Below are 26,874 nucleotides of genomic sequence, written 5' to 3' on the forward strand. Positions count from 1 at the left end.
CATGAAAAAGATGGCTTGTGAGGCCTTTTATATACGATACATAGAACTGCTGCCTATAAGTCCAGTGTTTAATAAAAAAAGAGCATTCCCCCAATGGAAATGCCCTCTTCATCATATCAAAACTGAATCGCCTTTAGTTTTATTTCACCCATTCACTAATCAATTTCTGATTCTCTTCTACCCATTTCTTAGCACCAGCAATAGGCTCCTCGCTATTTTCTACATACTCAATAAGCTTGCCGATTTGTTGATCATTCATCTTCCAATTTTTCAGCCATTGGCTCACTTCTGGATAATCTTCTGCAAATCCTTGTCTTGTCGCATGGTGAATTTTTTCTACACCACCGTATGTTTTCTTCGGATCTTCCAAGAATTTTAAGTCATATTTGGAGAAGACCCAGTGCGGGCTCCAAAGAGGCGCTACGATAGGTTCTTTGTTTTCTATGGCCTCGCCAATTTCAGCTAACATCGCAGGTTCAGAGCTTGATAGGAGTTCAAAATCCAGATTATAGTCTTTAATTAATTGCTGCGTCACTTCCATTGTACCTGCGCCAGGGTCAAACCCAACAATTTCGCTATCGAACATTTCTTTATGTTCGTTCAAGTCTTTCACACTATCCACTTCTTCTACATAGGTTGGCACAACAAGTCCTACTTTGGCATTGTCATACCAGGTAGCCTCTGAGAAATTAACGGTATCTTTAAATTCTTTTAAATAGTTAGCATCCTGAACGGGTAACCATATTTCTAAACTAGCATCCAAATCGCCGCTTTCTAGCGCTTGCATCGTGCTGCCCATGTTCAGATTTTTTAACGTCACTTCATATCCTTTATTTTCTAAAATGACTTTCCACATATTTGTTACCGCAATGTTTTCAGCCCAGTTGATTTGACCAATGCTGATTTCTTTATCGCTTTCCCCAGAACCTGCAGCTGCTTGTTCTTCCTCATTAGAACTTCCGCAAGCTGTCAGGACAGCAACCATAAGAATTACTAAAATAAATCCAAGTTTTCCTTTCCACTTGTTCATGTTGATAAACTCCCTTTATTTTATATTTATTCCAACACATCTAAATGAAATGTATTAAGAATATAGTTAACAAAAATTGCAAAATGAAGCCCGCTCTTTTATATGTAAGATGGGGCAGAGATGGATCCAAGCAGTCTTCAATAAACTACCTGATCAACCACTTGTTAAGCTTACTCTTTTGACCACTCCTTTACTAAAAAGTAAAACCTGTTAAATTTTTATCAAACGTTCTTTCTGAACTTTATGATAACGTGTTCAGATTTAATGTCAAATGCAAATCGTTCAAGGATTACATTTGTAAATTATTTCCTTTCTTGTTCCATCTGAGTTACTTTTCAAAATTTCTGCCCTTCATGCTTGAAATGACTTTGACATCCAGAATAAGGCATGCTAGTGTTAAAAACGTTAAATAAATTCTTAATAAAATTAACATACATCGAAAATGGAGTTGATAAAATTGGATCATAAACTTCAGCTGCAACATTATATTAATGGGAATTGGGTTGGCGCGGACGCTGAGAATACGCGTGAGATTATTAATCCATTTAATCAGGAAGTGATCGCTGTCGTTCCCGAAGGTGATGAATCGGATGCGAAAGCAGCAATCGCTGCGGCGAGAGAAGCTTTTGATAACGGGGAATGGGCTGCTACCCCAGCAACCGAGCGGGGAGCAGTCGTAAGGAAGATTGCTGAATTGATTGAACGAGATAAAGAAGAACTTGCCTACTTAGAATCATTGGATACCGGCAAGACAGTAGAAGAAAGCCGCGGTGACATGGATGATATCGCGGGAGTATTTCGTTATTTCGCAGAACTTGCGGACAAAAACGGCGGGGAGCTGATCGACTCTCCGATCTCAAACTCGATCAGTAAAGTGGTGCACGAACCCGTAGGTGTCTGCGGACAAATTACGCCGTGGAATTATCCTTTACTGCAAGCGTCATGGAAATTGGCTCCTGCGCTTGCAACGGGAAATACGTTAATCATGAAGCCAAGTGAAATTACACCGCTTACTACTATAAAAGTATTTGAATTGATGGAAGAGGCGGGGGTCCCTGCCGGTGTGGCCAACTTAGTTCTTGGTTCAGGCCATACAGTAGGTGCAGAGCTTTCCAGCAACGAAGACGTAGACCTTATTTCTTTCACAGGTGGCATTGCGACTGGGAAGAAGATTATGCAATCGGCAAGCTCCAACGTGAAGAATCTAGCACTTGAGCTGGGAGGGAAAAATCCGAATATCATCTTTGCTGATGCTGACTTTGAAATAGCTGTCGATCAAGCATTAAACGGAGTTTTCTTCCACGCAGGGCAGATCTGTTCCGCTGGTACAAGACTGATTGTAGAAGAAAGCATTCACGATCAATTCGTTCAAGCGCTTGTCGAACGAGTGAAAAAATTCAAGCTGGGAAGCGGATTTGAAGAAGATACTCAAATGGGACCGCTTATTTCAGCTGAACACCTTGCAAAAGTAGAAAAATATGTAGAAAAAGGAATCGAAGAAGGGGCGACAGTAGCCGTTGGCGGCGGACGCCCAGAAGACCCTGAACTGCAAAAAGGATTTTTCTACCTGCCTACAATCTTCACAGACTGCACAACAGACATGAGCGTCGTTCAAGATGAAGGATTTGGTCCCATTATTACGGTTGAAAAATTCACTGCCGAAAAAGAGGCCATAAAGCTTGCGAATGACTCGATCTATGGACTGGCTGGCGGTGTGTTCACAAATGATATTGCAAAAGCAGAACGCTGTGCAGCGAAGATGCGCATGGGGACGGTTTGGATTAATGAATTCAACCTTTATTTCCCGCACGCCCCTTGGGGTGGATTTAAGCAGTCTGGTATTGGCCGCGAGCTAGGCAGACTAGGTATGGAAGAATATACAGAAACAAAGCATATCTACCAAAATCTTAAACCTGAGCCTATCAACTGGTTCTAATAGATTCATTTCTATTGAATCAGGCTTTATCAGCTTTAAGAAATAGTTTTATAGATACACTGACTTGAATCAATACATGAAAGAAGGGCATTGCTGCTCCTATTGTCTGAATCCCTTCTTTCCATTCTCAACATCAAGGAGGAACAATAGATGACTGAAACCTATGACATTGTAATCGTAGGCGGCGGGAGTGCGGGTTCCGTACTCGGTGATCGTCTAAGTGAAGATGGAAAAAAAAGCGTTCTTGTATTAGAGGCTGGACGCAGTGATTATTCATGGGACCTGCTGATCCAAATGCCGGCAGCTTTGCCATTTCCAGCAGGCAAAAGCCTTTACGACTGGAAATACGAATCTGATCCTGAGCCATATATGAATGGCCGACGGATCAAGCATGCCCGAGGAAAAGTACTCGGAGGTTCCAGTTCCATCAACGGTATGATTTATCAACGCGGAAACCCAATGGACTATGAACGCTGGGGAGCCGATTCAGGTATGGAAACGTGGGATTTTGCGCATTGCCTTCCCTATTTCAAACGTTTGGAAAATGCGTTAGGATCACCAGATGATGACCTTCGCGGTCACGACGGGCCGATCAAATTGGAACGCGGTCCAGCTAAAAACCCTTTATTCCAAGCCTTTTTTGACTCAGGTGTAGAGGCTGGTTACTCAAGAACCCCTGATGTGAACGGTTTTCGTCAGGAAGGATTCGGGCCGTTTGATAAGCATGTGTACAAAGGCCAGCGATTATCCGCTTCACGTGCCTATCTTCACCCGGCCTTGAAACGTGAGAACCTGACAGTGAAGACTCGTGCTTTCGTGACAAGTATCGATTTTGATGGAAAAAGAGCTAAAGGATTGACCTATCAACGCAATGGACAGACTCATCAAGTTCAAGCAGGTGAAGTAATTCTCTCAGGCGGTGCCATCAATACGCCACAGCTGCTTCAATTGTCAGGTGTGGGAGATGCTGAACACCTAAGCTCTCTTGGCATTAAACCAGTTGTGAATCTTCCAGGTGTTGGGGAAAACCTTCAAGATCACCTTGAAGTCTATGTCCAGCACGCTTGTCCAGTTCCCGTTTCCGAACAGCCGAACTTAAGTAAAGCGCGCATGCCTTGGATCGGTTTGCAGTGGATGCTCGGACGTACCGGACCGGCAGCCACGAACCATTTCGAAGGCGGAGGTTTCGTCCGTTCAAACGAGGACGTCGACTACCCGAACTTGATGTTCCACTTCCTACCGGTAGCCGTACGGTATGATGGACAAAAAGCACCAACGGATCACGGATTCCAAGTACACATCGGACCAATGTACTCTGATGCCCGCGGTTCCTTAAAGATTCGCTCAAAAGATCCGAAAGAACATCCAAACATGGTCTATAACTATCTTTCTACTGAACAAGACAAACGCGAGTGGGTAGAAGCCATCCGAATTACTCGTAACATCATGTCTCAACCAGCTATGAAAAAGTACAATGCAGGAGAAATTTCCCCCGGTCCTACCGTTCAAACAGACGAAGAGATTTTAGAATGGGTGAAAGAAGATGCTGAGACTGCCCTGCACCCATCTTGTACGGCCAAAATGGGACCAGATTCAGACCCTATGGCAGTCGTAGATCCGCAAACCATGAAGGTTCACGGACTCGAAAATGTACGAGTGGTCGATGCATCTGCCATGCCTTACGTGACGAACGGCAATATCCATGCACCTGTATTAATGTTAGCTGAGAAGGCAGCAGATCTTATCCTTGGCCGTAAACCGCTCGATCCTGATCATGCTGATTACTATCGTCATAGAGTACATTCGGCTGATGAAGCAGGCACAGTATCTAAATAAAATAATTTTATAAAAAATAAGAGCCTCACAGCTGTCTTGAAAAGGATGGCTTGTGAGGCTTTTTTTATAACTTTTTCGGAAACGACTGCGTTTTGTACTTTGAACCCTGGACAGTCCTTGTGGTAGGAATAATAACCTGGCGGCCCGTTGCATCTTCGTTTTTAATAATTTTGAACAGATGTTTTGTTGCCGTTTCTCCAAGCTCGTCTGTTGGGTTTTCGATCTGGATGATAGATGGAAATAAGAAAGATGTAATCTCTGTATTACTGTAGCCTCCGATAAGAATATCCGATGGTGTCGAAATACCATGCTCATCTAAATTCTTATACAAGCTAAGCAGTTTCAGGTCATCTGTAGCAAAAATGGCAGTCGGAAGTCCTTGCCGATCGAAAAGCTGCTGGGAATTTTGATAAGCTTCGTTCATGGTAAAACCACAGTTGATCATAAGATCATCTCGAACTGGAAGATTGTTATCTTTGAGACATTGCACATAACCCTCTAATCGATCAATCGACACATGATAATCTTGTGGAGAATACAGGCAGGCAATATCTTTATGCCCTAAATCAATCATATATTGGACAAGGTTATAACTGTCTAAAAAGTTATTGGTATCAACAGAGTAGATGTTTTTATACTCTCCAACTACCTTCCCGATCACAATCGTTGGAATGTTAAATTTATCGATTTCTTTAAAATAATCTTCATCAGAAGGAGAGCTAAGCATAATGATGCCTTTTACAATTTTGGAAGCTGTTTTGGCTATACAGCGTTTGATTTCTTCCACATCATTCTGAGAGGTTTGGAGAATGACATCATAATCTTCCTCCTCAGAAAATCTCGATATGACGTGAAGGATCTCAGAGAAGAACGGGTTGTTCTTTGTTGTTGTCGTTGAACGAGAAACGACAAGAATAGCATCGAAGCCCGAAGAAAGCCCCCGTGCAATTTTGCTTGGCTGGTAGTTCAACTCTTCAATCGCCTTTTGTACTTTCTCTTTACTTTTAGCAGATATATTAGGATTATTATTTAAGACTCTGGATACAGTAGACTTTGATACATTCGCCGCTTTTGCTATATCGTAGATCGTCGGATTCATCGTGATTCACCTCACTTTTGGTACCGGTTCCATTTTATAGTACCAAATATATTAAAATATGTCATTCGATAAATTTTTTCTGAAATTTTTTGAAAAGGAAAAACACTTCGGATCAGGCAGGGATTATGATGGTTTAAGTTTGCATAAAATAAGGGTTTTGAATGAAAGGTTATGTTGACAGCAAAACAAAAGGTATATTATGATCTTCACAAATGGTAGCGCTGTCAAACTTTTTTGAAAACATTTGGGACCGCTCCCTAAAAGTTCGTTAAATGATAAAAACGACATGGATTCCTTATGGGTAAAGGAAACAAAAACTATTCGGGAGGCTGACACATGAATCGAAAATGGTTTGGAATAATGGCTTTCATTATAATGTCTATAGCTGTAGTCGGCTGCTCTAGCGAAACCCAGTCAAAGGGTGGGGAAGTAACCATTGAATTTATGCATACTTCTGTAGAGCAGGAACGCCTAAAGGTAGTAAATGGATTAATAGAAGAATTTGAGGAGGTCAATCCTAACATCAATATTGATCCCGTGGTCGTTGAGGAAGGCAGCATGTCGACCAAAATCATTACCTTAGCTCAGGCAAGCGAGTTACCAGAGGTTATTGAGGTGGGGCAGCAGCATGCAAAGATGCTGGATAGAAATGCTCTTGTCGATACGGAAGCTTTGAAAAGCGTCATTCGTGACATTGGGAAAGACGAGTATTTTGACGGGGCATTGCGACTCGTACGTACAGAGGATGGGGAAGGTTTTAGAGGCATCCCGATCAGCGGGTGGGTACAAGGCATATGGTACAACAAAGAAATGCTAGCTTCCAAAGGTTTTGATGAACCACAGAACTGGGAGGAGCTGCTTGAGGTTGCGAAGGCATTTACGGATAAGGCTAATCAGAAGTATGGGATTGCCATGCCGACTGCAGAGGCCGGAATGTCAGAGCAAGCCTTCTCACAGTTTGCCCTTTCCAATAAAGCCAACATCTTAAATGCTAATGGTGAAATCACGCTGAACACTCCCGAGATGAAAGAAGCGTTGAAGTATTATAAGAAACTATCGCAATATACGATGCCAGGCTCAAATGGTGTCACTGAGGTAAGAGATGCGTTCATGAATGGTACAGCCCCAATGGCGATCTATTCTACGTACATTATGCCCGCTGTTTACGCTCAAGGCGATCCTAGTAATCTAGGGTTTGCGATTCCGAAAAAAGAACAAGAAGCTGTCTTTGGAACAGTTAGTTCTTTAACAATTCCAACGGGGTTAAAAGAACAGCAGAAAGAAGCGGCGCAAAAGTTCATAAAATTCCTGTCCAAAACCGAAAATGCGACCGAGTGGATTCTCATGGCTCCAGGCGGGGCGCAGCCAGTCCATAAAAGTGTCGTAGCAAGTGAAACCTATCAATCTAATAAAGTCATTAATGCCTTTGGTGATTTATCTACCGAGATTGCCGAATCCTTTAATGAAATTCAAGTATTCGGTTTAGTAGGAGATAAGAACTTCGTGAAAATGGGCCAAATTTCAAGCTCCAATGCGATCCCTATCATGGTCAACCGCGTAACCGTTGGTGATGCTAGCGTTGAAGAAGGGATAAATGCAGCCCAGGAACAGTTGGAGAAGGTTATTGAATAAATACTATTGCAATAGCTAGCTGCGGGACATTGGTTTCTGCAGCCAGAATTAAACCTTGTTTAGAAAGGTGGTCCCTATATTGTTTAAGGTCAAACGAGAAACGTCAGATGGAAAGTTAGCCTTGATTTTATTGTTGCCAAGCTCGCTTTTAATTTTATTGCTAATTGGCTACCCTATGCTCTCTAACTTCTATATCAGTTTTTTTGAGCAGCCTATTAACCCTGAGTTTCCTGCAAAGTTTGTAGGGTTTGAAAACTACATAGAAACATTGACGAATATTGATTTTTATAAATCACTTGGCATTACTCTTCTTTACACCTTTTTGGTCGTTGTGGGGAGTACAGCCCTGGGTCTTTATGTAGCCATCATGTTTAATCGCCCATTTCGATTTAGGAAGGTTGCCCGTTCCCTGATCATTTTATCTTATGTCACTCCGTCCATTTCCCTGATCTTTGTATGGAAATATATGTTCAACAGTGGATACGGCATCATTAATTATATTGGCAGAGATATTTTGCATCTTTTTGATCGGGCACCTCTCTGGTTTGATGATCCTACCAGTGCTTTCATTCTTGTTGTGTTGTTTGCGATTTGGAGGTACTTTCCTTACGCCTTTATCGCGTTCTTGGCCATTCTGCAAACGATATCACCTACGTTATATGAAGCAGCCGAAATGGATGGCGCAAATATTTGGCAAAAGTTTAAAGCCGTTACGTTACCTGCCATTATGCCGGTCATGCTTACGGTGATCACGCTAAGAACGATTTGGATGTTCTATATGTTTGAGGACGTTTATCTATTAACAAATAAAGTGAATGTACTAGGAGTCTATTTATATGAAACCGCATTTGCCTTTAATGACTTAGGGAAAGCATCAGCGATTTCTGTCATCCTATTCTTAGTGATTAGTACATTAATTATTGCTATTAGGAAGAAGGTGAACTTAAATGCCAGCAGTTAAGACAAGATCATCGAAAATGGCCAGAAGAGCTTCCTTTTATTTCGGGGTAATCGCCCTGTTATGCATTTGCTTGTTTCCTTTCTTTATCATGCTGATGACGGCATTTAAAGGTTCCGAGGAAGCCATTTCAAGAAACCCGACTTTTTTCCCGAAGGATTGGACGCTCCAGCATTTTATTGACATCTTTAATCCAGCGATCTTTCCATACCTTCATTATTTACAGAACAGTTTTATTGTTTCCGTAACTGCATCTGTCATCTCTGTCGGGATTGCGATATTCGGAGCTTATGCCCTTTCAAGACTGAACTTCAGAGGGCGCCTGGCGATCAATGCCAGCTTCTACACCGTTTATATGTTCTCAGGCATTCTGTTAGTTGTTCCATTGTTTAAAGTGATTGCCGGCCTGGGTTTATACGATACAAAAACATCACTCATTATCGTGATGATTGTTCAGACTTTGCCGACAGCCATATTGATGCTGAACAGCTATTTTGAAACGATTCCTAAAGATTTAGAGGAAGCGGCCAAAATAGATGGATTAAATCGAATTAAGGTGATTTTCTATATCATCATTCCGCTCTCTTTTACAGGGATTGTTTCAGTGTTTGTTTATTGCTTTATGGTCGCTTGGAATGATTTCCTCTTCGCTTCGATTTTCTTCTCAGGCGCAGAGAATTTCACATTACCTGTAGGGTTATATGCCTTATTTAATACCCCTGATTACGTTTGGGGTAGAATGATGGCCGCGTCGATAATTACCGCACTGCCTGTCGTCATTATGTATGCGATATCAGAGAACTTAATTAAAGGAAACGTAACAGATGGAGGGGTTAAAGGATGATTCAAAATAAAGAACAAATTAAAACACTTGTCGCTACAAAACCACGAGAAGCAGCTTTACTGGATGTGGAGGCACCGCACCTAGGGGAAGAAGAAGTGAAAATTAAAGTTGAATTTTCAGCCCCGAAACACGGCACGGAGGTCGTCGACTTTCGAGGAATTACTCCGTTCATGGATGAAGAGTTTTCAGAGGAGTGGAGAAGCTTTGTTCCAAGAGAAGATACCTCGGAAAAAGGAATTGTGTTCGGTGAGTTCAAGCTAGGAAATATGATCGTCGGGGAAATCGTAGAAACAGGCCATAAGGTGACGGATGTTTCGGTAGGAGATCGTGTCTGTACGTATGGACCAATCTCTGAGTACGTCATTGTGAATGCTAGTAACAACCATAGACTATTAAAAATGCCGGAGCACGGGAAATGGCAAAATGCGGTGTGTTATGACCCTGCCCAGTTTGCACTTGGCGCAGTGAGAGATGCTCATATTAGACCAGGGGACTGTGTCGCTATTTCGGGCTTAGGAGCGATTGGTCAAATTGCGATTCAACTCGTGAAAAAAATGGGAGCCAGCTTAGTGATAGGTGTCGATCCGATTGAACATCGAAGAGAGATTGCTAGAGAAGGAGGGGCTGATGTCTGCCTTGATCCAACGAGCTGCGACGCCGGTTTTGAAGTAAAAAAACTGACGGATAAACAGGGTGTAGATGCCTGGGTCGAGACAAGCGGGATCAGTAGTGCCCTCCAGGATGCTTTGAAAGGAACTGGTTATGCTGGGACGATCTCCTATATCGCATTTGCTAAGCCTTTTCCAGAGGGGCTCAATTTTGGACGGGAAGCCCATTTCAACAATGCCAATCTTGTGTTCTCAAGGGTGGGAAGTGAACCAAATCGTGACTATCCGCGCTGGGATCGGAAGCGGATCGAACGAACGTGCTGGCAGTTACTCATGAACGGTCATCTGGACTGTGAAAAAATAATTGATCCGGTTGTAAGCTTTGAAGATAGTGCAGAGGCTTATATGAAATATGTCGATCAATCACCGAACCTTAGTATTAAGCTTGGAGTCCAACACGGATAAAGAAAGGATGAAGACTATGAAACTCGCAACGCAAAATCAGAGCTTTTTTCCTGAAGCGATCAGCGAGAAATTTCAGTACATTAAAGAGCTCGGCTTTGACGCGTTTGAGATAGACGGAAAGCTATTAGTGGATCATAAAGAGGAAATTAAAAAGGCCATCGATGAAACAGGCGTTGTCGTCAATGCCGCTTGCGGAGGATATGACGGCTGGATTGGTGATTTCTCAGAAGAGAAACGTCAAAATGGGTTAGAGGAAATCACGGAAATCTTAAAAGCTCTTCAATATGTAGGAGGAAAAGGAATTGTCGTTCCAGCAGCCTGGGGAATGTTTACGTACCGCTTACCGCCAATGGAGTCACCGCGAAGCCAGGAAGAGGACTGGAAGACAGTTAGTGATTCCCTGCTTTATTTAGAAAAAGCAGCAGAGGAAACAGGCACAACGATTTTTCTCGAACCACTAAACCGTTATCAAGATCATATGATCAATACGATTGCCGATGCTAGAGCCTATATTGAAGAGAATGGGTTGCAGCACACAAAGATCATTGGTGACTTTTATCATATGAACATTGAAGAGGACAGTCTCATCGGATCATTGCACGCCAATCGGGACTTAATCAAACATATTCATATCGCGGATAACCACCGCTACCAGCCAGGAACCGGCTCGATTGATTTCGAGGAATGCTATGCTCAGCTTCGTGACGACAACTATGCAGGCTATGTAACGATTGAGGGCCGGATCAGAGGCGAGCATCAGGAAGAAGCGTATAAGAAATCGATCGCTTATCTAAAGTCATTACTGAATAGCTGAAGGAGGGTATCCATTGAAAACAATGAGGGTCGCGATCATTGGTGGCGGGGATGTAGCCGAGAAGAAACACCTTCCGAATTACCGGAGTTATGAAGGTGTTGAAGTCGTTGCTGTACTGAACAGAAGGGAAGAGAAGGCTCGTTCATTCGCTGAGCGCAATCAAGTTGCCCATGGCTACACTGACCTGGAAGAAATGCTAAGTACGGAAAAGCCGGATATCGTCAGTGTTTGTACGCCAAATAAATATCATTACCAACATGTGATGGAAGCTCTGAAAGCAAATTGTCATGTGCTTTGTGAGAAACCTCCGAGTATCGCTGCTTCTGAGGCTAAAGAAATGAATGACCTAGCGAAAGAGAAAAACTTGGTGCTGGCTTATAACTTTCAACATCGTTTCTCAGAGGAAACAGCTATGCTGCGTAACAAAGTTCAAGAAGGAGTGCTTGGTGACATCTATTACGCCAAGCTCTCTGCTTTAAGAAGGTCCGGCGTACCAGGCTGGGGGAATTTTATTAGCAAAGACCTCCAGGGGGGCGGCCCATTAATCGATATAGGCATACATATGCTGGATAGCGCGTTTTTCATCATGGGATTTCCAGAAGTGAAGAAGGTATCCGCGAACATGTTTCAGAAGATTGGCCCGTATAAATCGGAAGGTTCTTTTGGAAAATGGAATCCTGAAAAATATGAGGTAGAAGACTCGCTGTTTGGCACGATTGAACTGAAGAATGGCGGCTTGATTCAAATTGACACTTCCTTTGCGCTTCATATGAAGCAAACGAAAAAGATGAATATCGAGTTTGCTGGAGATCAAGCGGGTGCCACCTTGTACCCTTTAGAAATTTATACAGATGAGAAGGGTGAACTCGTAACTTTGTTTGAAAAAGGCCCTGCCGATACAGATGACCGTGAACGACTTTCGATTCATTCTTTTATTCAAAAATGCTTAGGATCACAGGAAGAATGGATTACAAACGGTGCTGAAGGGTATGAAATTCAGAAACTTGTTGAGGCGTTATACAGATCTGCTGAAATAGGAGAGAGTATTTATTTATGAGGAATTTGAAGCTTTCCGAAGATCAATTTGATCTCAAAAAAATAAACAAATATGCGACGCTCATGACGCTAGGTAATGGATACATGGGAATTCGGGGTGCGCATGAAGAAGACTACCCGATTCAAAAGCGTGGGTTATTTGTCGCAGGCATTTATAACAATTCGAGCATAGAAGAACCCGAGGAAATAGTGAACCTTCCAGATGTCATGGGGATGGACCTAGAAATTGATGGAGAAGTCTTTTCTTCATTGAAGGGAAAAACAATTTCTTATGACCGAACCCTTCACATGGACAAAGGAGAACTTACAAAGGATGTGGTCTGGGAAAGAGAAGATGGATTACGTCTGCAATTTACGTTTCGCAGACTAGCAGCTAAACATGATATCCATGTATTAGCTTCAAAAGTGGGTATTGAAAGTTTGAATAGAGACGTCACCATTACGATCAGGACAGGCATTGATGCGCAGCAAACGAACTTTGGCCGCCAGCATTTGCTGGAAGATCATGTTCAAGTCCATGACGAAACCTATATGCAAGGTACGTACACAACAACACGATCCCATCAAACCATTGGCTTATTCTCGACATGCACCTATTCAAAGAGCTGTGATGTCCATTTTTTTGCAAAAAACCGCCAGCTGCTATGTGAATCTACAGCTGCATTAAAGAGAAACGAACCGTTTCATATGGAAAAACTCAATGCGGTGTACACGAGTATTGATCAAAAAGTTGATGAGTTAAATGATATCGGCTTAGCGAAGGTAAAACAGTTATCGAAAGAAGGCTATGAACAGATCCTACAACAATCAGAAGGTGCCTGGGAGGATTTCTGGAAAGAACGGCGAATTGAGATCCATTCCAGCAAACCTATGGATCAGCAGGCGATTGATTTTGCCCGGTATCACTTGGAGATTATGGCTCCGAAGCATAACCCTAATCTCAGTGTGGCGGCTAAAGGGTTAACAGGTGAAGGCTATAAAGGGCATGTTTTCTGGGATGCGGAAATTTTTGTCTTACCTTATCATCTTTACAATGATCCAAAGGCAGCTAAACAATTGCTGGAATACCGGTATAACAGGCTGCCAGAAGCCAGAGAGCGAGCGAAGGCAAATGGACATGAGGGGGCTCAGTTCCCGTGGGAGAGCGCACGGACAGGCAAGGAAGAAACACCTGCTTATGCTGCGATCAATATAAAAACCGGCGAAAGGCAAAAAGTAGCCTCAGCCTTAGCGGAGCATCATATTGTCGCTGATATCGCCTATGCTGTGCTTCGTTATTATCAAGCAACTGATGATCAGGAGTTCATGGCAGCGAAAGGGTTAACGATGCTTGAAGAAACGAGCAAGTTTTGGCTGAGCCGCACATCAGAACGTGACGGCCAACTGCACCTGTTAAACGTCATCGGGCCAGATGAATATACAGAGTTTATTGATAACAATGCTTATACGAATTACATGGCCCATTATATTGTAAAACAAACGCTGCACGTATTGGATAAGTTCAACGAGCTGGATATAGAATTTCAAAAGTCAGCGGAAGATTTTCTGAACCGGTTGTATTTACCGAAGGAGAATGCTGACCAACTGATTCCCCAGGATGATACATTTTTAGGAAAACCTGCAATTGACTTAACTAAATATAAAGAGAACCAAGGCAGCCAGTCGATCTTGCTTGATTACTCCAGAGGCGAAGTAAACGAGATGCAAATCTTGAAGCAAGCGGATGTCGTAATGCTGTTGTATCTTTTCCCAGATTTATTCTCTAAAGAGGTCGTCGAGAAGAATTTCAGCTATTATGAAGATAAAACGATCCATGATTCTTCCTTAAGTAAAGCGATTCATTCCATTTTGGCGATGAGATGTGATCAGGAGGAACTGGCTTACCAGCTCTTCCAGGAAGCGTGCTTAATTGATCTTGGACCGAACCCTCACTCTTCAGATGAAGGGATTCATGCGGCATCATTAGGTTCCATCTGGTTGGCCGTCTTTAGTTTCTTGAATCTATCGTTTGAACAGGAAGGAATTAAACTGAATCCTACACTTCCTGCAGCATGGTCTTCCTTTAAACTGCCCTTCCATTATAAAGGCAGAGAAATTACGGTGGAGATGGATCAGAATACGTTATGTATTGAGAAAGTTGGGGGAGACCCGATTGATATCGAAATCGGGAAGCAACATTATCGTTTTATCGATCATCTTGAAATTCCCTTGCATAAGGATAATAAATTTTACAAAGAAAGGACTTAATCGATGAACTCACAACACATAGAAGCCGTCGTTTTTGATCTGGATGGGGTGATAACCGATACTGCCCATTATCATTATTTAGCTTGGAAGCAGCTGGCCGATGAATTAGGGATTCCTTTTGACGAAAGCTTTAATGAAAACCTTAAAGGTGTAAGCCGGGTTGATTCACTGAAATTGATTCTAGCGCATGGAAATCAGTCAGACGCTTATACGGATTCAGAAATAGAAGATCTAGCTAGCCAGAAAAATGAGTTCTATAAACAGTTAATCCAACAGCTTACTCCAGAGGACATTTTACCCGGCATAAAAGAACTTATTGAAGAGATTAGAAGTGAATCCATCCCTGTTGGGTTAGCTTCAGTATCAAAAAATGCCAAAACCGTCCTGCATGCCTTGGAAATCGAGCACTTATTTGATTACTGTGCGGATGCAGCTAAAATTAAGCAATCGAAACCAGATCCGGAAATTTTCCTAACTGAATGTGAAGCACTGGGAGCAGACCCTAAGCACTCCATTGGGGTTGAAGATGCAAAGGTTGGGGTTCAGTCGATCCAAGCGAGCAGCATGTTTGCGGTAGGTGTGGGATCTTATCTGGACCAAGCGGATTTGATGGTAAACGATACAACAGAGCTTTCCTGGAAACAAATAAAGCGTGCTTATTTACATCAATAGTAAAGGGGGGGGACTTCTATGAAAGACGAACTCATCGATCAAATTGCCCATCATCTTGAAGACATTTATGGCAAGAGGGATGACGAGGTGATCAATACATTTCAAGAGCTGATGGAACAGTGGTCCAAAAAAGAGTGGACGACCCCAGCTGCGCCGACAGAACAGAATATTTATCTCATTACATATGGTGATAGCATATACGAAGAGGGGAAACCAACTCTCCCGACATTGCACCAATTTTTGAAGGAAGAAGTCGACGGCATCATTACGGATGTTCATCTCTTACCAATGTTCCCTTACACTTCGGATGATGGCTTTTCCGTAAGTGACTATAGAAAGATTCATCCAGAGTTAGGGGACTGGAGTGACATTCAGAACTTTTCCAAGTATTATCGGCTGATGTTTGATTTTGTAGCCAACCATATGTCGCAATCCAGCGAATGGTTTCAAAAGTATCTTGATGATGATCCGACGTATAAAGACTTCTTTATCCCTAAAGATCCAGAGTTTAATAGTGAGCATGTAGTCAGACCTAGAACCTCGCCACTCTATCATGAGTACGGCACGGAAGGGAAAACAGCCTGGACAACCTTTAGTAAGGATCAGGTAGACGTTAACTTTGCGAATCCTGATGTGCTAATGGAAATGACAGATATCCTGCTTTCTTATGCCCATCAAGGCGCAACCAGTATCCGGTTGGATGCGATCGGCTTTATATGGAAGGAATCAGGCACATCCTGCATTCACTTGCCACAGGCTCATGCCATTATTCAATTATGGAATACGGTCATGAATGCCTTTCAGCCGAATACCCAGATCATTACAGAGACGAACGTTCCCCATGAAGAAAATATAAGCTACTTTGGAAGCGGAACGAATGAAGCGAACATGGTGTACCAGTTTACGCTGCCTCCGCTCGTTCTTTATAGTTTTATGAAGCATGATGCATCAAAGCTAACCCAATGGGCTCAAACCATTGAACCCGTATCAGAAGAAGCAACTTACTTTAACTTCCTGGCCAGTCATGATGGCATAGGCATGCGCCCTACAGAAGGATTGTTGAATGAAGACGAAAAGCAAGAGCTCGTCGATCAAGTAAAAGCAAATGGCGGAGATGTTTCGTATAAAAGTAATCCAGATGGAAGCCAATCTGTCTATGAGCTAAACATCAACTATTCGGAAGCCTTAAAGAATAAGGAAGAAGACCTTACCGTAGAAGATGAAGTACAAAAGATGCTAGCAGCCCATTCCGTTCTACTATCCGTCATCGGCGTACCCGCTATTTACTATCATTCCTTATTAGGATCAAAAAATGATGAGGGAGGTATGACAGAGTCAGGCATTCCACGACGAATCAATAGAGAAAAGCTAAGTGTTGATACGATTCGTGAAGAACTCCAAACGGATCCGCGTCGGTCTGGCATTTTTAAAGGGCTTCAAGAAATGATAGAGATTCGTAAAAAAGAAGCAGCCTTTTCACCATATGCCGACCAAGAAGTACTCGATTTAGATCTGCGCCTTTTTGCCTTAAAGAGAATGGATCCTAATTCAGGGGAGGAAGTTTTCTTTGTTGTTAACACGTCAAAAGGAGAGGTCGAAGTAGCGATACCATTTAACGGAACGGACTTATTCCATGATAAGAAAGTAGAAGGTTCCGTTGTTCTTTCAGGTTATGGATATATGTGGGTTAAGAAAGAGGGAGACCATTAACAGTAAAGACGTTGCGACCCATCGTGCGGTCTAGATTCTCTGCACATAACGTCGTCTTTCTAAATGAAAGAACCAAGCGCTTGTTCAAAAATTGAACAAGCGTTTGGTTCTATATTTGTGGAGTCAATATGGTCTCCAGATTCAACTGATTATTTATGCATACTCAAGGTTCTGCTCATAAGACTGTTTTATCAAGTCCATTACTAATTCAGGATCGATATTAGGTGTTACTTTTATCTCTAGTTCGCCATTACCCCGATGTCCAATGTTGGATACATCTTTCGTTAAATGATTAGGATCATGTAAACTATTTGCCTTCACATTTAACCACAGCTTTAAATGAGCTTTCGCAGGCTCTAAATCAACAAAGTTGTGTCCGTCTGTTTTATAAGCAATATAATACTTTTTAAATTCTTCAGTTATACTGGTGTCTAAATTTAATATTTTCATTTTTAATTTTTCATAGATTGCAAGGGTATCTGAACTGAAGGTATCCTCATGGTACCTTAATGTGTATCCCTGGTCTGCTTCACTTGGGTCATTTACTCGGTATTTGGCTAATTCTTCTTCACTTAAGTTAGCATATGGCCATATTTGCAAAGCTCTCCCAGCTAGAATATCAGCTCTTTCTTTAATTGCTGACTCGTCCCACTTTCTACAATTAGCTAAACTACGATTCAGCCATAGTGGACTATCGTTGAATCCGCCTTTAAGCTTGGACTTTTCTTCAAAAGAACGGTCGCTTAACTCTGAATTATAACCGGTTAGGGTTAAGTTACCTAGAGTATGAAGGTATTCTTCCTTGATCTGCTTCCAATCCGGGCCAAGTTCATTTTGCCATGCATCGGACACATTCTTATTCTGGGGCACAATGTGTTCAATGGTATAATTTTCTACGTTAATTGGTTCTTTTCTGTTAAAGTTCTCAAGTTTTCGTAATAGGGTGTTACGACTCCTGAAATTATAAACATCCTTCATGACTAACTTGCGTTTAAATTCCTCGTCAGAAGGAAACCGTCGATAGCCTGTTCGTAACAGCAACGCAGCTTTAATACTCTTAGTATATTCCTCGGAATTAACTTCTCTGATTAATGAAGCAAACGTCTTGTTAAGAGAATTAGTAGGGATACCACATATTGCTCTACGGAAGACATAGCTGATTACGAGTTCTAATACTTCTGAAAATCCATCCCTATTAAGAAGGTTACATGTGTAATCCTCATACACTTTGAGAAGAAATGGATATGACACATCTACTTTCAGACTGCGGATCTCTTTAAAGTACCGTTCAAGTAAAGGATCATCGTCATGGAAAGTTAAATTAATATAGTAATTGCCATATTTAAATACGTCTTCGATGACTTCCTCAATTGAATCATGAGAATTTTGCTGGACATAACTTTTGAAAGCTTCGTAGACAACCCCTAATTTTGGTATGGTACCTGTTTTAAGGGTAAGATAATCACGTATAAACCGATCAAAGTAGCGAGTATCTTCTAAATGTCCAAATCTTTTCTCAAGTTTATACCAATAATTTTTGTATAGTCTCTTCTGGTCCTTTTCTTCTAACCCCATTAAAAAGTAATTTCGAATTAAATCGGCCTGGGAAAGGTCCAGCCCCGTAGAGTTTAAGCTTTCAAATATCAATTGAGGGTTATCCTTATCTCTGTCTAAAGAAATGTCTACCATAATTAATTTACTAATTCCCTCATAGATCTCGTCTAAGGATAAGTCACTCTTTTTCATGGTTTCTTTAAAGAATCCATGATTTTCTACGACTCTATTAGAATGGCCCTTGTCCAGATCTCTTCTTTCCAATATGTCAATATAAGTGTTTCTATCTTTTTGCGTCAAAAGAAGTTTATAATGGTCTTCATCTTCTTCATCAGAGTTTAACAAATAATAGTTTCTTGCTTTTTTAGCTGTGATCAAAGAAGATTCCTTTTCATTCTCCTCCATCAATTCCGAGAAAGCAGAAAGTATTAGACTGAGGGTAGTTAAACGCTGCTGCCCATCGATAACTAATAATCTTGGAACAGAAGTAACATGGTAAAGGCCTTTCTCTACATAAACTACAGATCCCATAAAGTGCCCTGATAAACTCTCGTCCTCTGCAGCTCGCACAATATCCTGCCAAAGTTGTTCGCACTGTTTCTTCGTCCAACTATATGTACGTTGATAAATAGGAATAACAAATTGCTTGGGTCCTTTTAGAAATTGTAACAAGTTCGTTTCTGTTGCTTTCATTTGAACCACTCCATAAGATTTATTATGCAGATCATATCATAATTTTCCTATCAAGGGTGTAATAGGAAATCTAAAGACACCATATAGATAGTGTATTATCGTGATGAAATATGAACTTAAGGGGTTTTTTAAGCAGAGACTTAATAACTTATCAGGCTAATAGAGGAGTATAGAAAGTATTGGTATCTTATATTGGAGATTATTCCTCTTTAGTTATGTTACGGTGAGCCTTATCATAAATTAAAAGAAGTATGATAGCTGCTCCTTTAATAAAATATATTCTTTTAAGTTACTACTACCTTCGAACAAACATCTCATTGGGTTTTATTATCGCCTATAACGATTATATAAGGGTAAATATATAATTTTAATTTTCAAATCAATAGTGATACACTAGGAGATAGTGAGTCAAAAAAGATATGTGTGATTAGGTTGCTCCCTGGATGATTGTGAAGCCTAAGTAGGAGCGCCTATATACTTTTGCTTTTACAAATCTTAGTGAATAAGGATGGGAAAAATGAGCAACAGCCAGAGTAAAACAGACGTTATTTTAATTGGTGCAGGAATTATGAGTGCAACGCTTGGAGCATTGTTGAAAGAACTAGTGCCGGACTGGAATATTCGCGTGTTTGAAAGGCTTGATAGTGGAGGGGAAGAAAGTTCAAACGTGTGGAATAATGCGGGTACGGGACATGCTGCTCTGTGTGAGCTGAACTACACGAAGGAACAGCCGGACGGTTCGATCGACATGTCTAAAGCTACAAAAGTGAATGAACAATTCCAGGTTTCAAAGCAATTTTGGACTTATCTTGTAAACAGTAATCTGATTCGTAATCCTCAAGAGTTCATTAAACCATTGCCTCATATGAGTTTGGTGCAAGGGGAACAGAATGTTAAATTTCTAAGAAAGCGTTTCAAAACAATGGTGGACAACCCTTTATTTGATGCGATGGAATTTTCCGATGATCCGGAAACACTGAAAGAATGGATTCCACTGATCATGAAAGACCGGGCCTCAAATGAAGCGATCGCAGCTACAAAAATCGATGCGGGAACAGATGTTAACTTTGGGGTGTTAACTCGTAAAATGTTTGACACCTTGGAAAGTACGGACATTGATGTTAATTACCAGCATAGTGTGAAGGATATTAAGCGGACCAGCGACGGTGCATGGGAAGTGAAGGTGCAGGACCTCGAGCACGATAAACTTGAGACCCATACGTCTGACTTCGTCTTTATCGGCGGTGGAGGCGGAAGCCTGCACTTGCTGCAAAAGACTGGCATTCCTGAAGCTAAACATATCGGAGGCTTCCCAGTTAGCGGACAATTTATGGTGTGTAACAATCCGGAAGTGATCGAACAGCATCATGCTAAAGTGTACGGTAAAGCCAAGGTGGGAGCTCCGCCAATGTCTGTGCCGCACTTAGATACACGTTATATCGACAGCAAAACATCGCTGCTATTCGGACCGTTTGCCGGCTTTTCACCGAAGTTTTTAAAAACGGGGTCCTTGCTTGATTTGATCACATCCGTACGTAAGGATAATCTCTTTACGATGATCGCGGCAGGCGTGAAAAACGCTTCGTTGACGAAATACTTGATTGAACAAGTGATTTTATCTAAAGAAAAACGTATGGAACAGTTACGTGAATTTATTCCAACCGCCAAGAGCGAGGATTGGGATTTAGTCACAGCGGGTCAACGTGTGCAAGTGATCAAAGATACGAAAGAAGGCGGCAAAGGAACCCTTCAATTTGGTACAGAACTTGTCCATTCTGCTGACGGCTCGATCGCGGCTTTACTCGGTGCCTCTCCAGGTGCTTCTACGGCCGTTTCTGTCATGCTTGAATTAATGGAAAAATGCTTTCCTCAGCATATCAAAGAATGGGAGCCGAAAATTAAAGAAATGATCCCTTCTTATGGCAAGAAGCTAGTGGAAAACCCTGAACTAATTAAAGAAATTCATACTTCCACAGCGGAAGCGTTGAACTTAGTTGATCAAAAAAAAAATGAATCTGCGGAAAGCGATTCGCGTGTCTTACAAGAAGCATAAATAGCCGTTTTGGCTGTTTATGCTTCTTTTTTAGGAAAAAAATAACCACCCATAGGCCTGGCAAGCATGTGGGTAGTTATTTCTAAAAACTCTATGTGAGCCGCCCCTTTGAAGGGCTATTGTACCTGACCGTTGGTGTTGACTGCACCACGGTCTTCTTTAGTATTGCATCTACATTATACCCTATTGTTGTGACATTGTGATCCGTTTTTTATTGACAGATAGTGTTTCTTGCAAATATGACTAATGGGACAGTAGAGATATTAACTTCGGCACATTAAAATAATCACGTTAACGAATATCTATATTGACTGCCGGGATGATCCTCAGGCAGTACACTTTCCCCATGTGGAAACAGCTTTTCCCTTAATGTACCTTCCTGATAATCCTTCTTATACAATCCGCGATCTTGCAATTCAGGTATCACCAGCTCCACAAAATCCTCAAGGTCTCCTGGAGTCACTAAATGGTTTAAGTTAAAGCCATCCACCCCTGACTCTTCAAACTGAAATTGAATCGCGTCGGCCACTTCTTTCGGATTTCCGACAATAATGCTATTACGGTCTGGTGATTCAAAGCGGTTCAGTACTTCACCGACGGTTAGTTTTTTAGGAGCATCCTTCGTTAGCGTGGCCGCTTTATAGTGACCGCCTTCCGTAGACTTCGTGTATTCAAAAGGAAGATCGGGATCCATTTCTTCATACTCGCCAATGTCGTACCCGCTTGCTCCGTACTGGGCTTTCGCGGCGTCCGGACTCCAGTGGCGTGCATATTCTTCAAACTTTTGCTCCGCTTCCTCAGTCGTTTCGCCAACAATCACACTAAGGAAGGAGAAGATTTTAATGTTGTCTGGATTACGGCCGTGGTTTTCCGCACGCTTGCGAATATCATCGGCATAGTAGCGAATTCGCTCGGGTGTCGGACCACCGACAAAGATGCACTCGGCGTGCTTAGAGGCGAATTCGCGTCCTCGTTCGGATGTGCCGGCTTGATAGATGACAGGTGTCCGCTGTAAGGAGGGTTCACTTAGGTGCGGTCCTTCTACGGAAAAGTATTTTCCTTGGTGATTAATTTCATGAACTTTTTCTGGATCAACGAGTGTGTTGTTTTCGGCATCTTCCACAAACGCGTCATCTTCCCAGCTCGTTTCCCAGAGTTTATAAGACACATCGAGATATTCATCGGCAATATCGTAGCGTTCATCGTGCTTGATCATATTCTCTAAGCCAAAATTGCGTGCCGCATTTGGCAGGTAAGAGGTCACTACGTTCCAAGCGACTCGCCCTTTTGTCAGGTGATCGAGAGTAGAGAAACGACGGGCATTTCCAAATGGCGCTTCATAAGTCGTACTGACCGTCATCGCAAAGGACAAATGCTTCGTCACGCTGGCCATCGCCGGGATCACGAGGGCAGGATCATTTAACGGCACCTGCAGCCCATCGCGGATCGAGGGATCTTTACTTTTTTTATACACGTCATAGATTCCCAGCACATCGGCGAGGAACACGGCATCAAATTTGCCTCTTTCTAATAGTTTTGCTAAGTCCATCCAATAATCTAAGTCTTTATAACGGCGGTGGCGCTGACTTCTTGGATGTTTCCACAATCCGTGGGAATTGTGCATCGCGCTATTCATTTCAAAGGCATTTAGGATAATTTGTTTCGTCATTGTGATTCCTCCTTAAGTTCTTGCGCTATGTAAATTTGCTTCAAGTACATGAAAAAGCCTCTTCTTTTAAAAGAAAAAGAAGAGGCTGATAACCGTACATGTATGAGAGCTCTTCCTTATCTTTCAAGCGTTCCCGCTTGCTGGAATTGGCACAGTACTTGATGCAGTCTGTTGCCGAGGTTTCAAAGGGCCAGTCCCTCCACCTCTCGGGATAAGAAATATCAATAACTATTAAGTTGATACAAAATATACAGCATAACGGAAAAGGTGTCAATAACGTTTTAGAAATATTCTGTACTTTACCTTACAGGCATGGGGATTATGGAAATTTTAAAAAATAAGTGATTGACAGGGAATTCTTACCTCTGCTATGATGCTGGTTATCAGATTATTTGAACTAATTTCATAACGAATTCACTCTTATCAAGAGTTGGCTGAGGGATTTGGCCCTATGACGCCCGGCAACCACCCTATTAGGGGAACGGTGCTACTTCCAACAGACAGATGGATGTCTGGAAGATAAGAGGTTGGAGCAGTCTACATATTTCAGCCTCTTTCTTTTGAAAGGGGCTTTTTTATTTGGTCCCGGAAAAAAAGATGTTGCGTAACAGATGAATTTTATGATCAGTGAAAAGGAGAGAAGAACATGTTTACCATCTATTGGATCGCCTTAGCAGCTTTCTGGGGAATTGGATTACTAATTTGGAATCGAAGCTACCAAAAATCTACGAAAGGGGGACATCACTAATGCAGCTCATTACGGGACCACTGTTCTGGACGCTTGTTAGTCTACTAGTCTTGTATTTCATTTTTGTCACATGGATTGGGAAAAAGGGGAATAAATTTAGTAAATCGATGAACGGGTTTGCTACAGCGAGAGGAAAGGTAAACCCGTGGCTGGTCGGGGCAAGCTATGCCGCGAGCTTTGCCAGTGCCAATTTGTTTATTGGAGTGCCTGGGCTTGCTTATGAGCATGGTGTGGCCGTGTTATGGTACACACTTGGCGGCTTTGGCGCTGGCTGGATCGCGCTGTTGCTTTTTGCCAAAAAGTTCTGGAGATATGGCAAGAAGTTCGGCGGAGTGTCGACACTTCCTGAATGGCTCGGAAGGAGATACAACAGCAAAACCTTGCAAGTTCTTGTTACGTTTCTAGTACTGTTTAATGTGTACTACATTGTCGGGCAGAATGTCGGGTTAGCGACGATCTTTGAAACGGTCCTCGGCATTCCGTACTTCTGGGGGATTCTCGCCGGGGTAACAATTACGATTCTCTATATTGGCCTTGGCGGCGCTTTTGCTCAAATCGTCACGGATGGGATTCAAGGGGCTCTGATGGTGATTACATCGCTTCTAATCTTTGCCTCATTATTCTGGACGATTGGCGGGGGACTGAATTTATTTGGCGAGCTTTCCTCCCAGTTGAAAGCGATCGATCCAGAACTCGTCGCTCCGTTAAATGGACCGTACAACAGTGTGCTGGCCATATTGTCGGTACAGTTTTTACATATCAGCTTTGTGGTTATGCCGCATTTGCTGAATAAGGTATTGTCCCTGGAAACGGAGGAGCAGCTGCGGCCGTTTACACTGTCGGCTGGGCTTGGCATGTTCTTCATTACCGTTTTGATGGTCTTAGGTGGTCTGGCGGCTCGCGTGATCGCACCCTCCCTTGGCAGTGCGGACTCGGCCATTCCGGCTTATGTATTAGAAGCGTTTCCGCCGATCATTGGTGCGATTATTATCGTTGGAATCATTTCTGCGATTTTATCGAGTACTGACAGCTTGTATTTAAGCATCACTTCAAGCATCGGCAACGATCTTTACAAGGTGCTTGCACCGATTTTGTCAAAAACAAAGCTATCTCAACATGCGCTCGATTTGCGTTCTGTCAAAGTGGCAAAAGGCTCGCTCGTGTTCGTTGGATTGGTCACCTTTTACCTCTCGCTCGATCGGCCGGATTCGCTTGCGATTCTGATACAGTTCAGTTTCTCAGCGATTATTAGCGGCTTGCTGGCACCGATCGTTCTCGGCTATCTTTGGGAAAAGTCGAACGGCTACGGTGCGATCGCCTCACTGCTTTCAGGGACGGGACTGTATGTAGTGTTCACAAGTTTGAACGTATTCGAAAATATTTATATTTCCTTGTTCCTGGCTGCAGCAGCTGGATTCGTGGTGATGATCGTAACTTGTCTGCTTACGACAGCTAAAGTGACTGAGGAACAACGAGATGTTTTCTTAAAAGATGTACTATAAGGCAGTAAACCAGACAAATTAGTTGAAGGAGGATGAGAGTTTTGACACAAACAGAAGTAAAGTCCATTCAGAATTATGTAGGTGGAAAATGGATTACACCGAAATCAGAGCAAACGGAAGAGGTGCTGAATCCCGCTGCAGGGGAAGTGATCGCCCGTGTCCCGATTTCGTCAGACGAGGACGTTGACAATGCTGTAGAAGCAGCAGCTGTAGCTTTTGAAACATGGAAGGAGGTAGCTATTCCAAAGCGGGCGCGTATTTTATTTAAATACCAGCAATTGCTCGTCGACCATTGGGATGAGCTGGCCGAGCTGATTACCATTGAAAACGGAAAAAGCTTTAAAGAGGCTTATGGAGAGGTTCAGCGCGGGATTGAATGTGTGGAGTTTGCGGCCGGGGCTCCGACATTAACGATGGGCTCCCAACTGCCATCGATTGCGTCAGGGCTGGAGTCCGGGGTTTACCGTTACCCTATTGGCGTGGTAGGCGGGATTACTCCGTTCAACTTTCCGATGATGGTTCCAGCCTGGATGTTCCCACTGGCGATTGTGACAGGAAATACGTTTGTGCTGAAGCCGTCGGAACGTACACCATTACTGGCCAATCGTCTGGCGGAACTTTTTGAAGAGGCTGGGCTGCCTGAAGGGGTGCTGAACATTGTTCACGGCGCTCATGATGTCGTCAATGGCTTATTAGATCATCCAAAAGTTGCGGCGATTTCCTTTGTTGGCTCGCAGCCTGTTGCTGAGTATGTGTATAAACGAGGAACACAAAATTTAAAGCGTGTGCAGGCATTGTCTGGCGCGAAAAACCATTCGATCGTGTTGCGAGATGCTAACATTGAAAATGCGGTCGACCAAATTATCGCAGCAGCCTTCGGGTCAGCAGGGGAACGCTGTATGGCCTGTTCTGTAGTAGCTGTGGAGCATTCCATCGCTGACCAAGTAGTAGAGGGGCTTGTCCGCAGAGCCAATGAACTTAAAATCGTCAATGGACTAGACGAAGACGTCTTCTTAGGGCCTGTGATTCGTGATCAGCATAAAGAACGCACACTGCAGTACATTGAAACAGGCGAAAATGAAGGAGCCAAATTGGTACGCGATGGTCGGGAAGATCAGAACATCCCGGATGCTGGCTATTTTGTAGGGCCGACGATTTTTGATAACGTAACGAGCGAAATGAAAATTTGGCAGGATGAAATTTTCGCGCCAGTACTGTCGATCAGTCGGGTGGAAAATCTGGAAGAAGCGGTAGAGCTGACGAATCAGTCTCAGTTTGCTAACGGGGCTTGTCTGTTTACGAATGAAGGCGGTCATGTCCGGACGTTCCGGGAAACAATTGATGCTGGGATGCTTGGTGTCAATATTGGTGTACCCGCGCCGATGGCTTTCTTTCCGTTCTCGGGCTGGAAGGATTCCTTCTACGGTGATCTTCATGTGAACGGCCAGGATGGGGTAGAGTTTTATACACGTAAGAAAGTGATCACTTCTCGTTGGGTATAAAGGGAGAGACCCCTGGCGCGTTATTAACGCGCCGGGGTTTTTTTAATGTGCGGGATCATTCCAACTATAGATATCTGGCAGAATTGCTCGATCAGTCCAGGTTAGGATATTCTTGCTTTTCACCGTTACTAAGATAGAGCCGATTCTATTATTCTCCTAGTATTTACTTAACTGTGATGGGGGATTTTAGAAATCTTTACATCGGTTTATCAGAGGTTTTACATGGCTTTGTTACCTTTTCTTTGT

Annotated in this window: 18 protein-coding genes and 2 riboswitches; of the genes, 14 read left to right on the forward strand and 4 right to left on the reverse strand. The window is 42.7% G+C overall.

The genetic code is table 11. From position 1 onward, the window contains the following. Positions 1-139: 139 nt before the first annotated feature. Positions 140-1,030 (reverse strand): glycine betaine ABC transporter substrate-binding protein, encoded by an 891-nt coding sequence (locus G6R08_RS14705; protein WP_163528878.1) that lies wholly within the window; start codon positions 1,028-1,030, stop codon positions 140-142. Between the two features lie 442 nt (positions 1,031-1,472). Here G6R08_RS14705 and betB point away from each other — a divergent pair, with 442 nt between their 5' ends. Further along, on the forward strand, positions 1,473-2,966 hold the full coding sequence (gene betB / locus G6R08_RS14710; RefSeq protein WP_163528880.1) for a betaine-aldehyde dehydrogenase: 1,494 nt from the start codon (positions 1,473-1,475) through the stop codon (positions 2,964-2,966). Positions 2,967-3,116: 150 nt separating this feature from the next. Further along, complete coding sequence (gene betA / locus G6R08_RS14715; RefSeq protein ID WP_163528881.1) at positions 3,117-4,802, forward strand: choline dehydrogenase; 1,686 nt, start codon at positions 3,117-3,119, stop codon at positions 4,800-4,802. Between the two features lie 64 nt (positions 4,803-4,866). Here betA and G6R08_RS14720 read toward each other — a convergent pair whose 3' ends face one another. Beyond that, the gene (locus tag G6R08_RS14720) at positions 4,867-5,901 is read right to left on the reverse strand and encodes a LacI family DNA-binding transcriptional regulator (protein ID WP_163528883.1); all 1,035 of its coding nucleotides are present in this window, start codon (positions 5,899-5,901) and stop codon (positions 4,867-4,869) included. Positions 5,902-6,237: 336 nt separating this feature from the next. Between G6R08_RS14720 and G6R08_RS14725 the strand changes: the two genes are divergently transcribed. The 9 genes from G6R08_RS14725 (at position 6,238) to G6R08_RS14765 (ending at position 16,907) form a co-directional block, all read left to right on the forward strand. Next, positions 6,238-7,533: an ABC transporter substrate-binding protein gene (locus tag G6R08_RS14725; RefSeq protein WP_163528885.1), complete on the forward strand. Its 1,296-nt coding sequence runs from the start codon at positions 6,238-6,240 to the stop codon at positions 7,531-7,533. Between the two features lie 79 nt (positions 7,534-7,612). Continuing rightward, complete coding sequence (locus G6R08_RS14730; protein WP_240339733.1) at positions 7,613-8,494, forward strand: carbohydrate ABC transporter permease; 882 nt, start codon at positions 7,613-7,615, stop codon at positions 8,492-8,494. Between the two features lie 16 nt (positions 8,495-8,510). Then, a complete protein-coding gene (locus tag G6R08_RS14735; RefSeq protein ID WP_420810422.1) occupies positions 8,511-9,335 on the forward strand; it encodes a carbohydrate ABC transporter permease in 825 nt (274 codons plus the stop codon). A gap of 17 nt (positions 9,336-9,352) precedes the next feature. After that, entirely contained in the window at positions 9,353-10,408 is a 1,056-nt protein-coding gene (locus G6R08_RS14740; RefSeq protein WP_163531338.1) for a zinc-dependent alcohol dehydrogenase, read from the forward strand. Positions 10,409-10,424: 16 nt separating this feature from the next. Then, positions 10,425-11,222 (forward strand): sugar phosphate isomerase/epimerase family protein, encoded by a 798-nt coding sequence (locus G6R08_RS14745; RefSeq protein WP_205439428.1) that lies wholly within the window; start codon positions 10,425-10,427, stop codon positions 11,220-11,222. A gap of 22 nt (positions 11,223-11,244) precedes the next feature. Beyond that, positions 11,245-12,279, forward strand: coding sequence for a Gfo/Idh/MocA family protein (locus tag G6R08_RS14750; RefSeq protein WP_163531339.1), 1,035 nt, complete (start codon positions 11,245-11,247; stop codon positions 12,277-12,279). Further along, entirely contained in the window at positions 12,276-14,525 is a 2,250-nt protein-coding gene (locus G6R08_RS14755) for a glycoside hydrolase family 65 protein (RefSeq protein WP_163528889.1), read from the forward strand. Before G6R08_RS14750 ends, G6R08_RS14755 begins: the two co-directional genes overlap by 4 nt. A 3-nt stretch (positions 14,526-14,528) precedes the next feature. Continuing rightward, positions 14,529-15,197: a beta-phosphoglucomutase gene (pgmB, locus tag G6R08_RS14760; protein WP_163528891.1), complete on the forward strand. Its 669-nt coding sequence runs from the start codon at positions 14,529-14,531 to the stop codon at positions 15,195-15,197. An 18-nt stretch (positions 15,198-15,215) separates the two neighbouring features. Then, positions 15,216-16,907: a sugar phosphorylase gene (locus G6R08_RS14765; RefSeq protein ID WP_163528893.1), complete on the forward strand. Its 1,692-nt coding sequence runs from the start codon at positions 15,216-15,218 to the stop codon at positions 16,905-16,907. Positions 16,908-17,060: 153 nt separating this feature from the next. On the opposite strand, the gene G6R08_RS14770 is transcribed toward G6R08_RS14765, so the two are convergent. Then, positions 17,061-19,154, reverse strand: coding sequence for a DUF262 and DUF1524 domain-containing protein (locus tag G6R08_RS14770; RefSeq protein ID WP_163528895.1), 2,094 nt, complete (start codon positions 19,152-19,154; stop codon positions 17,061-17,063). A gap of 517 nt (positions 19,155-19,671) precedes the next feature. On the opposite strand from G6R08_RS14770, the gene G6R08_RS14775 reads away from it, so the two are divergent. Further along, positions 19,672-21,207: a malate:quinone oxidoreductase gene (locus G6R08_RS14775; protein ID WP_163528897.1), complete on the forward strand. Its 1,536-nt coding sequence runs from the start codon at positions 19,672-19,674 to the stop codon at positions 21,205-21,207. A 286-nt stretch (positions 21,208-21,493) separates the two neighbouring features. Here G6R08_RS14775 and G6R08_RS14780 read toward each other — a convergent pair whose 3' ends face one another. Further along, positions 21,494-22,876 carry an LLM class flavin-dependent oxidoreductase gene (locus tag G6R08_RS14780; RefSeq protein WP_163528899.1) on the reverse strand — a complete coding sequence of 461 codons (1,383 nt, stop codon included), beginning with the start codon at positions 22,874-22,876 and terminating at the stop codon, positions 21,494-21,496. Between the two features lie 113 nt (positions 22,877-22,989). Beyond that, positions 22,990-23,094, reverse strand: a riboswitch (SAM riboswitch). Positions 23,095-23,293: 199 nt separating this feature from the next. After that, a riboswitch (SAM riboswitch) is annotated at positions 23,294-23,402 on the forward strand. A gap of 221 nt (positions 23,403-23,623) precedes the next feature. Here G6R08_RS14780 and G6R08_RS14785 point away from each other — a divergent pair. Together G6R08_RS14785 and G6R08_RS14790 are read left to right on the forward strand one after the other, a co-directional pair. Continuing rightward, positions 23,624-25,126, forward strand: a complete 1,503-nt coding sequence (locus G6R08_RS14785) for a sodium:solute symporter family protein (protein ID WP_163528901.1) — start codon at positions 23,624-23,626, stop codon at positions 25,124-25,126. 41 nt (positions 25,127-25,167) lie between these two features. Continuing rightward, positions 25,168-26,628 (forward strand): CoA-acylating methylmalonate-semialdehyde dehydrogenase, encoded by a 1,461-nt coding sequence (locus tag G6R08_RS14790; RefSeq protein WP_163528903.1) that lies wholly within the window; start codon positions 25,168-25,170, stop codon positions 26,626-26,628. Positions 26,629-26,874 lie beyond the last annotated feature (246 nt).

Source organism: Halobacillus ihumii, assembly GCF_902726645.1.
Classification (GTDB): Bacteria; Bacillota; Bacilli; order Bacillales; family Halobacillaceae; genus Halobacillus_A; species Halobacillus_A ihumii.

Coding starts and splice junctions, on each gene's coding strand:
- G6R08_RS14770 (WP_163528895.1), bottom strand. CDS start 19,154: ATGAAAGCAACAGAAACGAACTTGTTACAATTTCTAAAAGGACCCAAG.
- G6R08_RS14745 (WP_205439428.1), top strand. CDS start 10,425: ATGAAACTCGCAACGCAAAATCAGAGCTTTTTTCCTGAAGCGATCAGC.
- G6R08_RS14755 (WP_163528889.1), top strand. CDS start 12,276: ATGAGGAATTTGAAGCTTTCCGAAGATCAATTTGATCTCAAAAAAATA.
- G6R08_RS14785 (WP_163528901.1), top strand. CDS start 23,624: ATGCAGCTCATTACGGGACCACTGTTCTGGACGCTTGTTAGTCTACTA.
- pgmB (WP_163528891.1), top strand. CDS start 14,529: ATGAACTCACAACACATAGAAGCCGTCGTTTTTGATCTGGATGGGGTG.
- G6R08_RS14750 (WP_163531339.1), top strand. CDS start 11,245: ATGAGGGTCGCGATCATTGGTGGCGGGGATGTAGCCGAGAAGAAACAC.
- G6R08_RS14765 (WP_163528893.1), top strand. CDS start 15,216: ATGAAAGACGAACTCATCGATCAAATTGCCCATCATCTTGAAGACATT.
- G6R08_RS14735 (WP_420810422.1), top strand. CDS start 8,511: ATGGCCAGAAGAGCTTCCTTTTATTTCGGGGTAATCGCCCTGTTATGC.
- G6R08_RS14780 (WP_163528899.1), bottom strand. CDS start 22,876: ATGACGAAACAAATTATCCTAAATGCCTTTGAAATGAATAGCGCGATG.
- betA (WP_163528881.1), top strand. CDS start 3,117: ATGACTGAAACCTATGACATTGTAATCGTAGGCGGCGGGAGTGCGGGT.
- G6R08_RS14775 (WP_163528897.1), top strand. CDS start 19,672: ATGAGCAACAGCCAGAGTAAAACAGACGTTATTTTAATTGGTGCAGGA.
- betB (WP_163528880.1), top strand. CDS start 1,473: ATGGAGTTGATAAAATTGGATCATAAACTTCAGCTGCAACATTATATT.
- G6R08_RS14705 (WP_163528878.1), bottom strand. CDS start 1,030: ATGAACAAGTGGAAAGGAAAACTTGGATTTATTTTAGTAATTCTTATG.
- G6R08_RS14725 (WP_163528885.1), top strand. CDS start 6,238: ATGAATCGAAAATGGTTTGGAATAATGGCTTTCATTATAATGTCTATA.
- G6R08_RS14720 (WP_163528883.1), bottom strand. CDS start 5,901: ATGAATCCGACGATCTACGATATAGCAAAAGCGGCGAATGTATCAAAG.